Origin of the sequence: Nocardiopsis algeriensis (genome assembly GCF_014203695.1) — a bacterium.
GTDB classification, from domain to species: Bacteria; Actinomycetota; Actinomycetes; order Streptosporangiales; family Streptosporangiaceae; genus Nocardiopsis; species Nocardiopsis algeriensis.
This window is the reverse complement of record NZ_JACHJO010000001.1, coordinates 99,487-111,990: the sequence shown is the minus strand read 5'-3', so window position 1 is coordinate 111,990 and position 12,504 is coordinate 99,487. Positions and strand designations below refer to the sequence as shown.

Sequence of the window (12,504 nt, the reverse complement as noted above, 5' to 3'; positions counted from 1 at the left end):
GCATAGATAATTGAGGGAAAATCCCCTGAGTCTCCGGAGTGCCAGGAATGTCCCTCAATCCCCGTGCGCGTCGCCTGTTCGCCGCGGCAGCCGCCGGCACCGTCCTCGCCGCGACCGCCTGCGCCCCCGAGGAGGAGCAGACCGCCGCCGGCGGCGGTGAGCCCGTCGAGTGCGCTCCCGACTCGCTGCCCACCCTCGCGGAGGGCGTCCTCACCATCGGAACCGACAGCCCCGCCTACCCGCCGTGGTTCGTCGACGACGACCCCTCCAACGGCGAGGGCTTCGAGTCCGCGGTCGCCTTCGCGGTCGCCGAGGAACTGGGTTACGGCGCCGAGCAGGTCGAGTGGACCACGGTGACCTTCAACAACGCCATCCAGCCGGGGCCCAAGAGCTACGACTTCGACATCAACCAGTTCTCCATCACCGAGGAGCGCCGCGAGGCCGTCGACTTCTCCAGCCCCTACTACGACGTGCGGCAGGCCGTCGTGGCGCTGGAGGGCACCGAGGCGGCCGAGGCCTCCTCCCTGGCCGACCTGGCCGGGCTGTCCGTCGGGGCCCAGGTCGGCACGACCAGCTACGACACGCTGCTGGAGACCGTCGACCTCGAGGGCGACCCCCTCGTGTACAACAACAACGACGACGCCAAGCAGGCCCTGGAGAACGGACAGGTGGACGCGATCGTCCTCGACCTGCCCACCGCCTTCTACGTGACCTCCGCCGAGCTGGAGGACGGCGTCATCGTCGGCCAGCTGCCCCAGAGCGACGCGGTCTCCGAGCAGTTCGGCCTCGTCCTGGACCTGGGCTCGCCCCTCACCGAGTGCGTCAGCCGGGCGGTGGACACCCTGCGCGAGGACGGCACCCTGGACCGCCTCGAGCAGGAGTGGCTCTCCGAGGCCGCCGAAGCCCCTGAGCTGAGCTGACCATGGCACTCCGCAACCCGGCCGCCGAGGAGGACCCGGCGGCCGCGAGGGCCTCGGAGCCGCGGCCCAGCCCCCTCGAGGCCGAGCGGTCCGTCCTGCGCCGCCGCCAGAGCGTGCGCTCGGTCCTGGTCGGCGCGGCCTCCACCGCGCTCCTCGGCGGCCTGCTGGTCACCGTGCTGGTCGGCTCGCCGGGCTGGGAGCGGGTCCGGGAGACCTTCTTCGACGCGGAGGTGGCCCGGACGGCGCTGCCGGCCGTGCTCGACGGCCTGTGGCTGAACCTGCGCCTGCTGCTGTTCTGCGCCCTGGGCGCGCTCGCCCTGGGCCTGGTGGTGGCGGTCATGCGCACCCTGCGCGGCCCGGTGTTCTTCCCGCTGCGCGCCCTGGCCTCCTCCTACACCTACGGCTTCCGCGGCGCCCCGCTCATCATCGTGCTGTACCTGCTGACCTTCGGCGTCCCCGGGCTGCGCCTGGAGAACACGCCGAGCGTGCTGGTGCTGGGCGGCATCGCCCTGGTGGTCACCTACGGCGCCTACATCGCCGAGGTGTTCCGCGCCGGGATCGAGTCGGTCCACCCCAGCCAGATCGCGGCGTCGCGCTCGCTGGGGCTGACCTATCCCCAGACCATGCGCTGGGTGGTGCTGCCGCAGGCGGTGCGGCGGGTCTCCCCGCCCCTGCTCAACGACATGGTGGCCCTCCAGAAGGACGTGGGGCTCATCTCGCTCGCGGGGCCGATCGACGCGATCCGCGCGGCGCAGATCGCGACCGCGCAGAGCTACAACTTCACGCCCTACATCGTCGCGGGGGTCCTGTTCGTGCTGATGGCGATCCCGCTGGTGGCCGTCACCGACTGGGTCACCGTGCGGGCGGCGCGGCGCCAGTCGGCGGAGGGGGCCCGATGAGCGAACTGGAGCGGCTGGCCCGCCTGGAGGGCGACGACCTGCCGGTGCTGCGCCTGCGGGGCGTGCGCAAGGAGTTCCGCGGTAACACCGTCCTGGACGGGCTGGACCTGGACGTGCCCGAGCACGGCGTCGTGGTGCTCATCGGCGCCTCGGGGTCGGGCAAGTCCACCCTGCTGCGCTGCGCGAACCTGCTGGAACCGATCAGCGACGGCTCCATCCACCTGGACGGCGAGCACATCACCGATCCCCGGGTGGACGCCGACCGGGTGCGGCGCCGCATCGGGATGGTCTTCCAGTCCTTCAACCTGTTCCCGCACATGAGCGTGCTCGACAACATCTCCCTGGCGCCGCGCCGGGTGCACCGGCGCGAGCGCCGCGAGGTGGAGCAGCGCGCCCTGGAGCTGCTGGAGCGCGTGGGGCTGGCCGACAAGGCCCGCGAGTACCCCGATCGCCTCTCGGGCGGCCAGCAGCAGCGCGTGGCGATCGTGCGGGCGCTGGTCAACGACCCGCGCCTGCTCCTGCTGGACGAGGTGACCTCGGCGCTGGACCCCGAACTGGTGGGGGAGGTGCTGTCCCTGGTGCGCGACCTGCGCGAGGAGGGGATGACGATGCTCCTGGCCACCCACGAGATGGGGTTCGCCCGCCAGGTCGCCGACACGGTGTGCTTCCTGGAGGGCGGGCGGATCCTGGAGCAGGGCCCGCCGGAGCAGGTGCTGGGGGAGCCCGAGCAGCCGCGCACCCGCCAGTTCCTCCAGCGGATCATCGAGGCCGGGCGGCTCTGACGCCTGGTCCGGGCGCTCAGCGCCAGGACCAGGCCCACAGCAGCAGGCACACGAAGACGAAGAACACCACGATCCCGCTGGTGGTCCAAGGGATGTGCACCTTGGGCCGGAGCTTGCGCACGCCGATGACCAGCAGCACGACCAGCAGGCCCATGACGACGAGGCCGTCCCACGCACCGCTCATGACCGACTCGACCCTTTCGACGGGGGGTGTCCGGGTCACAGGCCGAGGCCGCGCCCCACGATCTCCTTCATGATCTCGGTGGTGCCACCGTAGATCGTCTGGACTCGGGAGTCCTGCCAGGCCCGTGCCACGGGGTATTCCATCATGTACCCGTACCCGCCGTGAAGCTGGAGGCAACGGTCCATCACCCTGTTGCACAGCTCGGTGGTCCACCACTTGGCCTTGGCGGCGTCCTCGGCGGTGAGCTCGCCCCTGTTCAGCAGCTGGATGCCGCGGTCGACGTAGGTGCGGGCGATGTCGACCTCGGTCGCCAACTCGGCCAGGACGAAACGGGTGTTCTGGAACTTCCCGATCGGTCGGCCGAAGGCCGTGCGCTCCTTGCAGTAGGCGATGGTGTGCTCCAGCATCGCCTCGGCGGAGGCGACCGCGCAGGTGGCGATGGACAGGCGCTCCTGGGGCAGGTTCTGGAGCAGGTGGATGAGTCCCTGCCCCTCCTGGCCGATGAGGTTGGCCGCCGGGACGCGCACGTCGCGGAAGGACAGCTCGGCGGTGTCCTGGGCCCTCATGCCGACCTTGTCGAGGTTGCGGCCCCGCTCGAAGCCCGCCGTGCCGCGCTCGACGGCGAGGAGGGAGAAGCCCCGGGCGCCCGCCTCGGGGTCGGTCCGGCACACCACGACCACCAGGTCGGCGTTGATGCCGTTGGTGATGAAGGTCTTGGCGCCGTTGACCACCCAGGTGTCCCCGTCGCGGACCGCGGAGGTGCGGATGCCCTGGAGGTCGCTGCCGGTGCCCGGCTCGGTCATGGCGATGGCCGTGATGAGCTCGCCGCTCGCGAAGCCCGGGAGCCAGCGCGCCTTCTGCTCCTCGGTGGTGAGCCCGACCAGGTAGGGGGCCATGACGTCGTTCTGGAGGGTGATGCCCAGGCCACTGGCGTGGGCGCGGCAGATCTCCTCGTTGACGATCGCGTTGTGGCGGAAGTCGTGCAGGCCGGTGCCGCCGTACTCCTCGGGCACGCCGTGGCCGAGCAGGCCCACCCTGCCCGCCGCCGTCCAGACCTCCCGGGGCACGATGCCGTCCTCCTCCCACCGCGCGTGGTGGGGGACGACCTCGCGCCGGAGGAACTCGGCCACCGACGCGCGGAAGAGGTCGTGCTCGGCCTCGAAGAGTTCCCGTTTCATGTTCGGCTCCGGGGGTCATGGGGCACGGATGTGCCGACACCGTAACCGAGTGTCGTTCTGCTTTTGAAGACCCCGGCCCAAAGGCAGGCAAAATTCCGGCGCCGGGGAGCGGTGCACCCGGCCGCGGCGCCCCGCCCTTCCTAGGGTGGCCGGACGGGTGGCACGGGGACGGACAGGGAGATCCGATGCTCAGGGAGCGGCGGGAGCACAGGACCGGCCGGATCGCGCTCGTCATGACGGCGCTGCTGCTCACGGTGCTGCTGTCGGCCCTGGACCAGACGATCGTCTCCACGGCGCTGCCCACGATCGTGTCCGAGCTCGGCGGCCTCGACCACCTGTCGTGGGTCGTCACCGCCTACCTGCTCGCGGTCACCGCCAGCACGCCGCTGTGGGGCAAGCTCGGCGACCAGTTCGGCCGCAAGGGGCTGTTCCTGGTCTGCATCGCGGTCTTCCTGCTGGGGTCGGCGCTGTGCGGCCTCGCCCAGGACATGCTCCAGCTCATCCTGTTCCGGGGCCTCCAGGGCATCGGCGGGGGCGGGCTCATGGTGCTGGCCTCCGCCATCATCGGCGACGTGGTCTCCCCGCGCGAACGCGGCAGGTACCAGGGGCTCTTCGGCGCGGTGTTCGGCCTCTCCAGCGTGGCAGGGCCGCTGCTGGGCGGCCTGTTCGTCGACCACCTGTCCTGGCGCTGGGTCTTCTACGTCAACCTGCCGCTGGGCGCGATCGCGTTCGCGACGGTGCTCGCGGTGCTGCCGCCGTCGCGGCCGACCGGGCGCCGGAGCATCGACTACGCCGGCATCGCCCTGTTGGCCGCCGCCGCGGTGTGCCTGACCCTGACAGCCTCCTGGGGCGGCAGCGTGTACCCCTGGCTCTCGCCGCAGATCCTGGGCCTGTCCGCCGCCACCGCCGCCTTCGGCCTCGGCTGGTGGCTCTCGGCCCGCCGGGCGGCCGACCCCGTCATGCCGCTCAGCCTCTTCCGCAACCCCGTCATCGTGGTCGCCGTCTCCATCGGCTTCTGCGTGGGCTTCGCGATGATGGGTTCGATGGCCTTCCTGCCCCTGTTCCTCCAGGTCGTCCACGGCCTGTCGCCGACGGCGTCGGGCCTGTACCTGCTGCCGATGGTGGTGGGGATCTTCCTCACCTCGATCGGCTCGGGGCGCCTGGTCACCCGCACCGGCCGCTACCGGCCCTACCCGATCGCGGGGATGGCCGTCACCTCGCTCGGCCTCCTGCTGCTCTCCCGCCTGGGCCCGGACAGCTCGTCCTGGCAGATGTGGGGCTCCTTCTTCGTCCTGGGCGTCGGGCTCGGCCTGGTGATGCAGGTGGTGGTCCTGGTGGTGCAGAACGCCGCCGAGTACGCCGACCTGGGGGTGGCCACCTCCACCGCGACGTTCTTCCGCTCCATCGGCGGCTCGCTCGGAACCGCGGTGTTCGGCGCCGTCTTCGCCAGGGGACTGGCCGCCGAGCTGGAGGCCCGCGCCGAGCAGGTCCGGTTGCCGCCCGGCCTGGACGCGCAGTCCCTGGAGAGCGACCCCCGGGGGCTGGACCGGCTGCCGCCGGCGTCGCAGGAGCCCTTCCTCCAGGCGTACGCGGACGCGGTGGACACGGTGTTCCTGAGCGCGGTGCCACTGGCGCTGATCGGTCTCCTGCTGGCCGTGTTCCTGCGGGAGATCCCCCTGCGCACGACCGTGGAGTCCGACGCCGGCGACACGGGCGAGACGCTGCCCCCGGTGGCCGCGGGCGGCCGCAGCGCCATCGCCCAGGTGGAGCGCCAGATCTTCCGCGCCTGCGGCCACGAGGGCGCCCGCGAGATGTACGACCGCCTGCGCGACGCCGCCGGGCTGGAGATCTCGCCCCGCGCCTGCTGGACCCTCAGCCACCTCGCGGTGACCGGGCCCCTGACCGGGGAGGAGCTGGCGAGGATGGCCCGGCTGCCCGACGACGGCTGGAGGCGGGTCCACCGGGAGCTCCTGGAGGCCGGCTACCTCGTGGGCGAGGACGAGCCCTGGGAGCTCAACTGGCGGGGCGCCGACGCGGCGGGCCGGGTGTTCGACGCCCAGCGGACCGCGCTGCGCTCCCTGCTCGGCGACTACGGGCCCGCCGAGCACCCGGACGTGGTTGCCGTCCTGGAGAAGGTCACCGCCGACACCCTCGGGGACGAGTCCGACGCGGCCCGGATGGGCCGCGCCTGACCCGCTCCGGCACGGTCGCGGGGGCCGCGGTCTTGCCCGCCCCGCAAAACCGAATACAGTTCGGTCAAAGGATCACCGACACCGCCCCTGGAGGACACCGTGGCCGAGGCCTACATCGTCGGCGCAGTACGCACCCCCGTCGGTACGAGGAAGGGCGCCCTCGCCGCCGTCCACCCCGCCGACCTCGGCGCGCACGTGCTCAAGGAGCTCATGGAGCGCACGGGCGTGGACCCCTCCGCCGTCGAGGACGTCGTCATGGGCTGCGTCACGCAGGCCGGCCCGCAGGCCCTGGACCTGGCCCGCACCGCCTGGCTCTCGGCCGGACTGCCCGAGTCGGTCCCCGGCGTGACCATCGACCGCCAGTGCGGCTCCTCCCAGCAGGCCGTGCACTTCGCCGCCCAGGGCGTCATGTCCGGCACCCAGGACCTCGTCGTGGCCTCGGGCGTGGAGAACATGGGGATGGTCCCCATGGGCGCCAACGCCCAGTTCGCCCTCGACAACGGCCTCCCCCTCTACGGCGAGGGCTGGACCGAGCGCTACGGCACCCAGGAGATCTCCCAGTTCCGCGGCGCCCAGCTCATGTGCGAGAAGTGGGGCTTCACCCGCGAGCAGCTGGAGGAGTTCTCCCTGGAGAGCCACCGGCGCGCCGCCCGGGCCCTGGAGGCCGGCTACTTCGACGACCAGATCGCCCCCCTGGCCGGGGTCACCCGGGACGAGGGCGTGCGCCCCGACACCACGCTGGAGAAGATGGCCGCCCTCAAGCCGCTGCGCGAGGGCTGGGCCCTCACCGCCGCCGTGGCCAGCCAGGTCTCCGTCGGCGCGGGCGCCCTGCTCATCGCCTCCGAGCGGGCCGTGAAGCAGCACAACCTCACCCCGCTGGCGCGCATCGTGCAGCTGTCCCTGGTGGGCGACGACCCGGTGTACATGCTCACCGCCCCGATCCCGGCCACCCGCATCGCCCTGGAGAAGGCCGGACTGGGCATCGACGACATCGACGTCACCGAGATCAACGAGGCCTTCGCCCCCGTCCCGATGTCGTGGATCCAGGAGCTGGGCGCCGACCCCGCCAAGGTCAACCCCAACGGCGGCGCCATCGCCCTGGGCCACCCGCTGGGCGCCACCGGCGCGATCCTCATGACCAAGCTGGTCAACGAACTGCACCGCACCGGCGGCCGCTACGGCCTCCAGACCATGTGCGAGGGCGGCGGCCAGGCCAACGTCACCGTCATCGAGCGGGTCTGATCCCGCAGCGGACACCGGGGCGCCCCCGCACGGGGGCGCCCCTCACCGCGTCCGGGCCAGGGCCGGGCCGCCCACCCCGTTCGCCAGGCCGAGCCACCGCGCCGTGTCGGCCAGCTGCTCGACCAGCTGGGGGAGCGTGTCCTCCGGCGCGCCGTCCTCCAGGGTGATCCGCTGCGCCAGCAGCGTGCCCGAGGCGCGGTCGGCCTTGAGGTCCACCCGGGCGACCAGGTCCTCCCCGAGCAGGAACGGGAGCACGTAGTACCCGTGCACCCGCCGGGCCGCCGGCGTGTAGATCTCGATGCGGTAGCGGAAGCCGAACAGCTCCTCGGCGCGCCCCCGCGTCCACACCAGGGAGTCGAACGGGCTGAGCAGGGCACGGGCCGCCGTCCTCCGGGGAATGCGGGCGTCCCGGTGCAGGTAGGCGGTGCGCTCCCAGCCCTCCACACGCACCGGCACCAGCTCCCCCGCGTCCACGAGGTCGGCCACGGCCGCGCGGGTCTCGTCCGCCCGGAGGCGGAAATAGTCGCGCAGGCACGGCTCGGTGGCGACCCCGTGGGAGCGGGCCGCGATCGACACCAGCCGCCGGTGGGCCTCCTCGTCGCTCACCGGGGGAGCGGAGTACACCTCCGGCGGCAGGGCCCGCTCGGGCAGGTCGTAGCGGCGCTCGAACTGGGTGTTGCGGCCGTTCGAGGTCAGGTCACCGACCCAGAACAGGTACTCCAGGGCCTTCTTGACCTCCGACCAGTTCCAGCCCCAGTGCTCCTTGGCGCGGGGCACGTCGTGGGCCAGGGACGCCTCCACCTCGCGCGCGGTCGCGGGCCCCCGCCGGGCGACCTCCTCGTGCACGGCCCTGACGAGGTCGGGCCGCTCCGCGACGACGCGGTCCATCCACCCCCCGCCCTGCCGCCGCCGGTTGCGCTCCATGCGGAACCGCAGCAGCTGCCGGGTGGCCGGGGGCACCAGGCTGGCCTCGTGCGCCCAGCACTCCACCAGCCGCGCACCGCCGGAGCGGGCCGCCGTGGTGGCGGCGCGGTCCAGCAGCGCGGTGTCGTAGGCGCCCAGGCGCGCGAACACGGGCAGGTACTGGCTGCGCGAGAGCACGTTCACGCTGTCGATCTGGAGCAGCCCCACCCGGCGCACCACGCGCGCCAGATGGGCGAGCGTGGGTGCGGCACTCGGCCGGGGGTCGACCAGCCCCTGGGCGGCGATCGCGATCCGGCGCGCCTGGGAAAGGGAGATCCCGGCGTCGCGGCGAGGGTGCGGAGATGCCATGGCGCCACCGTAGCCGGGCCCCACGACAATCCCACGCCGAACAGAAGTTGCCAGGAGTTACGAAAAACCTTGGGGCCGATGTGAACCCGGAGGGAGGGGTGGACGTCTTACGTGTCGCGACGGAAACCGCCGATGCATGCGCCGGGAGTCGCGCGGGCCCCGGTGCGGAGGACGGCCGCACCGGGGCCCACCCGTGTCGCCGCAGTTCGAGCCGCGCGTCGGCCTCCCGGACGACATGGCCTAGCCTTTGCCTGTGCGTATCGCGACTTGGAATGTGAACAGTGCCCGCGCCAGGGCGGAGCGGATCGGCGACTGGCTCGACCGCAGCGACGTCGACGTCCTCGCCATCCAGGAGACCAAGGCCAGGGACGACCAGTTCCCCGCCTCCGTCCTCACCGACCGCGGCTACGAGGTGGCCCACCACGGCCTCTCCCAGTGGAACGGGGTCGCGATCGCCTCCCGCGTCGGCCTGGACGACGTCCGCATCGGCTTCCCCGGCCAGCCCGGCTACGGCGAACCCGCCGAGGCCGAGGCCCGCGCCATCGGCGCCACCTGCGGCGGCGTCCAGGTGTGGAGCCTGTACGTGCCCAACGGCCGCGAGGTCGACCACCCCCACTACGCCTACAAGCTCGACTGGCTGAAGGCCCTGCGCGCGGCCGGCGCCGCCGCCCTGGCCGAGGACCCCCAGGCCCAGATCGCCTTCACCGGCGACTTCAACATCGCCCCCCAGGACGACGACGTGTGGGACATCGCCCAGTTCGAGGGCAGCACCCACGTCACCGAACCCGAGCGGGCCGCCTTCCGCGCCCTCGTCGACGCCGGCTTCGACGACGTCGTCCGCCGGTACACACCGGGCCCCGGCGTGTACACCTACTGGGACTACAAGGGCCTGGCCTTCCCCAAACGCAAGGGCATGCGCATCGACTTCGTGCTCGCCTCCCCGGCACTGGCCGCCCGCGTCACCGGCGCCGGCATCGACCGGGAGGAACGCAAGGGCAAGGGCGCCTCCGACCACGCCCCGGTCATCGTCGGCCTGGACGGCGACGAGGGACAGCCCCGCGACAAGAAGAAGGAGAAGGTGTGATGGCCGCCCGCATCGCCGTCTTCGGCAGCGTCAACATGGACCTGGTCGCCTACACCGACCGGGTACCCGCCACCGGTGAGACGGTGACCGGGACCGACTTCCGCCAGGTCCCCGGCGGCAAGGGCGCCAACCAGGCGGTGGCCGCCGCCCGCGCCGGCGCCTCCGTCGCCTTCCTCGGCGCTGTCGGCGACGACTCCTTCGGGACGTCGCTGCGCACCAACCTCGTCGGCTGCGGCGTCGACGTCGGCGGCCTGCGCACCGTCCCCGGACCCTCCGGGGTGGCGCACATCGTCGTGGACGCCGGCGGCGGCAACTCGATCATCGTCGTCCCCGGCGCCAACGGCCGGGTCACCGGCGTCGCGGAGGGGGACCGCGCCCTCCTCGAGGGGGCCTCGGCCCTCCTGCTCCAGCTGGAACTGCCGATGGAGGCGGTCACGGCCGCCGCCCGCGCCGGACGGGAACTCGGCGTCCCCGTCCACCTGACCCCCGCCCCCGCCCAGGACCTGCCCGCCGAACTCCTGGAGTCGGTCGACGTGCTCGTCCCCAACGAGCACGAGGCCGCCGCCCTCACCGGCCGCACCGACCCCCGGGAGGCGCTCTCCGCCCTCCTGGAGGACGTGCCCGAGGTGCTGATCACCCTGGGCGGCGAGGGCTCGCTGTACGGCGCCAGGGGCACCGAACCGGTGCACGTCCCCGCGCACCGGGTGGCGGCGGTGGACACCACCGCGGCCGGGGACACCTTCTGCGGCTCCTTCGCGGTCGCCCGCGCCGAGGGCCGCAGCCCCGAGGAGGCGATGCGCTTCGCGGCCGCCGCCGCCGCGCTCTCCGTCCAGCGCCACGGCGCCAGCACCTCCATGCCCGACCGCGCCGAGGTCGAGGAGTTCCTGCGGGCGCACGGCTGACCGCCCGCGCGCGGGACCCCGGGGGCGCCGCTCCCGGCGGCACCCTCCCGGACACACGGAGGCCGGGGCGGTCCGACCGCCCCGGCCCCGCCGTTCCGGAGACCTACATGTACTCGGGTGCCTCCACACCGAGCAGGTCCAGACCCTGCACCAGGACGCGCAGCGCCACCGCGACCAGGGCCAGACGCGACTCGCGCTCGGCCTCGGTCGGCGCCGTCAGCACCGGGCAGTGCTCGTAGAACGCGGTGAGCGTCTGCGCCAGGTCGAACAGGTACGCGCACAGGCGGTGCGGCTGGAGCAGGTCGCCGACCTGCGCCACCACGCCGCCGAACGCCAGCAGCTTGAGCGCCAGCTCGCGCTCGGAGGGATGCCCGATCGCGATCTCGCCGCGCGCCCGCTCCGGCTCCAGCCCGCCCTTGCGGAAGATCGAGCGGATCCGGGCCTGCGCGTACTGCAAGTAGGGGCCGGTGTTGCCGGTCAGCGCCAGCATCCGGTCGAAGTCGAACGTGTACTCGGTGTCGTGCGCCACCGACAGGTCCGCGTACTTGACCGCGCCGATGCCCACCTGGCGGGCGATCGCGGCCTGCTCCTCGGCGGACAGGTCCGGGCGGTTCTCGCGCACGACCGCCGCCGCCCGCTCGACCGCCTCCTCCAGCAGCGCCACGAGCCGTACGGGAGCACCGCTGCGGGTGCGCAGGATCTTGCCGTCGCTGCCCAGCACGTTGCCGATCTGCACGTGGACGGTCTCCACGTTCTCGGGCAGCCAGCCGGCCTTGCGGGCGGTCTCCCACACCATCTTGAAGTGCATGGCCTGGGGGGCGCCCACCACGTACAGGATGCGGTCGGCCTTGAGGTTCTCCACGCGGTGGCGCACGGTGGCCAGGTCCGTGGTGGCGTAGCCGTAGCCGCCGTCGCTCTTGCGCACGATCAGCGGCACCGGCTTGTCCTCGCGGCCGGTGAAGCCCTCCAGGAACACGCACAGGGCGCCGTCGCTGACCTCGGCGATCCCCTTGGCCTCCAGCTCGGCGCACACGTCGGCGAGCATGTCGTTGTAGGTGCTCTCACCGGCCAGGTGCTCGTCGGTGAGCGTCACACCCAGCTCGGTGTACACCTTGTTGAAGTAGACCTTGGACAGGCCGACGAGCTTGCGCCACAGCCGCAGCGTCTCCTCGTCGCCCCCCTGGAGGGCCACCACCCGGCGCCGGGCGCGGGCGGCGAAGCCGTCAGGTTCAGGACCGGAGGAGTCGAACTTGGTGCGGGCCGCCTGGTAGAAGGCGTTGGGGTCGGTGGTGACCAGGTCGGCCTCGGGGGAGTCCTCCCCGACCTCCAGCAGGTGCTCGATGAGCATGCCGAAGGGCGTGCCCCAGTCGCCGATGTGGTTCTGGCGGACGACGCCGTGGCCCAGGAACTCCAGGGTGCGGGCCAGCGAGTCACCGACCACGGTGGTGCGCAGGTGGCCGACGTGCATCTCCTTGGCCACGTTGGGCGCGGAGTAGTCGAGCGGGATGCTCTGCCGCTCCTGCACGGGCACGCCGAGGCGCTCGTCGTCGAGCAGCTGCCGGGCCTGGCCGGCGATCCAGTCGTCGCGCAGGGTGAGGTTGACGAACCCCGGCCCGCTCACCTCGACGCTGCTGCAGACGTCGGACACGTCCAGGTGCTCCATGATCGCCGCGGACACCTCGCGCGGCTTTCGCCCCAGTCGCTTGGCGAGCGCGAGAGCGGCGTTCGCCTGGTAGTCGGCGAACTGGGACGGGCGGATGACGGGGTCGGTGTCGGCGTACTCGGGACCGAAGGCGGCGCCGAGGGCGGACTGGACCCGTCGCGAGAGTACTTCCTGCGGGTCGGCCAT

General features: G+C 72.7%; 11 protein-coding genes. 7 read left to right on the top strand and 4 right to left on the bottom strand.

Features of this window, described 5'->3' with window-relative positions; all coding sequences use genetic code 11:
* Positions 1 to 47 precede the first annotated feature (47 nt).
* Genes FHS13_RS00545 through FHS13_RS00535 form a run of 3 tightly spaced genes read left to right on the top strand, consistent with a single transcriptional unit; the run spans position 48 to position 2,601 of the window.
* Positions 48 to 920, top strand: a complete 873-nt coding sequence (locus FHS13_RS00545) for an ABC transporter substrate-binding protein (RefSeq protein WP_184285677.1) — start codon at positions 48 to 50, stop codon at positions 918 to 920.
* A gap of 2 nt (positions 921 to 922) precedes the next feature.
* On the top strand, positions 923 to 1,819 hold the full coding sequence (locus FHS13_RS00540) for an amino acid ABC transporter permease (protein WP_184285675.1): 897 nt from the start codon (positions 923 to 925) through the stop codon (positions 1,817 to 1,819).
* A complete protein-coding gene (locus FHS13_RS00535; RefSeq protein ID WP_184285673.1) occupies positions 1,816 to 2,601 on the top strand; it encodes an amino acid ABC transporter ATP-binding protein in 786 nt (261 codons plus the stop codon). The genes FHS13_RS00540 and FHS13_RS00535 overlap by 4 nt, the downstream gene beginning before the upstream one ends.
* Before the next feature lie 16 nt (positions 2,602 to 2,617).
* Here FHS13_RS00535 and FHS13_RS00530 read toward each other — a convergent pair whose 3' ends face one another.
* Both FHS13_RS00530 and FHS13_RS00525 read right to left on the bottom strand, forming a co-directional pair.
* Positions 2,618 to 2,824: a hypothetical protein gene (locus tag FHS13_RS00530; protein ID WP_184286707.1), complete on the bottom strand. Its 207-nt coding sequence runs from the start codon at positions 2,822 to 2,824 to the stop codon at positions 2,618 to 2,620.
* Positions 2,821 to 3,963: an acyl-CoA dehydrogenase family protein gene (locus FHS13_RS00525; protein ID WP_184285671.1), complete on the bottom strand. Its 1,143-nt coding sequence runs from the start codon at positions 3,961 to 3,963 to the stop codon at positions 2,821 to 2,823. The genes FHS13_RS00530 and FHS13_RS00525 overlap by 4 nt, the downstream gene beginning before the upstream one ends.
* Positions 3,964 to 4,148: 185 nt before the next feature.
* On the opposite strand from FHS13_RS00525, the gene FHS13_RS00520 reads away from it, so the two are divergent.
* Entirely contained in the window at positions 4,149 to 6,155 is a 2,007-nt protein-coding gene (locus tag FHS13_RS00520) for an MDR family MFS transporter (RefSeq protein WP_184285669.1), read from the top strand.
* Between the two features lie 99 nt (positions 6,156 to 6,254).
* The gene (locus tag FHS13_RS00515; protein WP_184285667.1) at positions 6,255 to 7,397 is read left to right on the top strand and encodes an acetyl-CoA C-acetyltransferase; all 1,143 of its coding nucleotides are present in this window, start codon (positions 6,255 to 6,257) and stop codon (positions 7,395 to 7,397) included.
* Positions 7,398 to 7,439: 42 nt separating this feature from the next.
* Here FHS13_RS00515 and FHS13_RS00510 read toward each other — a convergent pair whose 3' ends face one another.
* Positions 7,440 to 8,669 carry a winged helix-turn-helix domain-containing protein gene (locus FHS13_RS00510; protein WP_184285665.1) on the bottom strand — a complete coding sequence of 410 codons (1,230 nt, stop codon included), beginning with the start codon at positions 8,667 to 8,669 and terminating at the stop codon, positions 7,440 to 7,442.
* Positions 8,670 to 8,922: 253 nt separating this feature from the next.
* Here FHS13_RS00510 and FHS13_RS00505 point away from each other — a divergent pair, with 253 nt between their 5' ends.
* Positions 8,923 to 9,753: an exodeoxyribonuclease III gene (locus tag FHS13_RS00505; protein ID WP_184285664.1), complete on the top strand. Its 831-nt coding sequence runs from the start codon at positions 8,923 to 8,925 to the stop codon at positions 9,751 to 9,753.
* Positions 9,753 to 10,655, top strand: coding sequence for a ribokinase (rbsK, locus tag FHS13_RS00500; protein ID WP_184285662.1), 903 nt, complete (start codon positions 9,753 to 9,755; stop codon positions 10,653 to 10,655). Before FHS13_RS00505 ends, rbsK begins: the two co-directional genes overlap by 1 nt.
* Positions 10,656 to 10,758: 103 nt before the next feature.
* On the opposite strand, the gene argS is transcribed toward rbsK, so the two are convergent.
* The gene (gene argS / locus FHS13_RS00495) at positions 10,759 to 12,504 is read right to left on the bottom strand and encodes an arginine--tRNA ligase (protein WP_184285660.1); all 1,746 of its coding nucleotides are present in this window, start codon (positions 12,502 to 12,504) and stop codon (positions 10,759 to 10,761) included.

Bases quoted from the DNA above. Each gene is read 5' to 3' on its own strand.
- rbsK (WP_184285662.1), top strand. From the start codon at position 9,753: ATGGCCGCCCGCATCGCCGTCTTCGGCAGCGTCAACATGGACCTGGTC.
- FHS13_RS00535 (WP_184285673.1), top strand. From the start codon at position 1,816: ATGAGCGAACTGGAGCGGCTGGCCCGCCTGGAGGGCGACGACCTGCCG.
- FHS13_RS00520 (WP_184285669.1), top strand. From the start codon at position 4,149: ATGCTCAGGGAGCGGCGGGAGCACAGGACCGGCCGGATCGCGCTCGTC.
- FHS13_RS00510 (WP_184285665.1), bottom strand. From the start codon at position 8,669: ATGGCATCTCCGCACCCTCGCCGCGACGCCGGGATCTCCCTTTCCCAG.
- argS (WP_184285660.1), bottom strand. From the start codon at position 12,504: ATGGCCGACCCGCAGGAAGTACTCTCGCGACGGGTCCAGTCCGCCCTC.
- FHS13_RS00545 (WP_184285677.1), top strand. From the start codon at position 48: ATGTCCCTCAATCCCCGTGCGCGTCGCCTGTTCGCCGCGGCAGCCGCC.
- FHS13_RS00540 (WP_184285675.1), top strand. From the start codon at position 923: ATGGCACTCCGCAACCCGGCCGCCGAGGAGGACCCGGCGGCCGCGAGG.
- FHS13_RS00525 (WP_184285671.1), bottom strand. From the start codon at position 3,963: ATGAAACGGGAACTCTTCGAGGCCGAGCACGACCTCTTCCGCGCGTCG.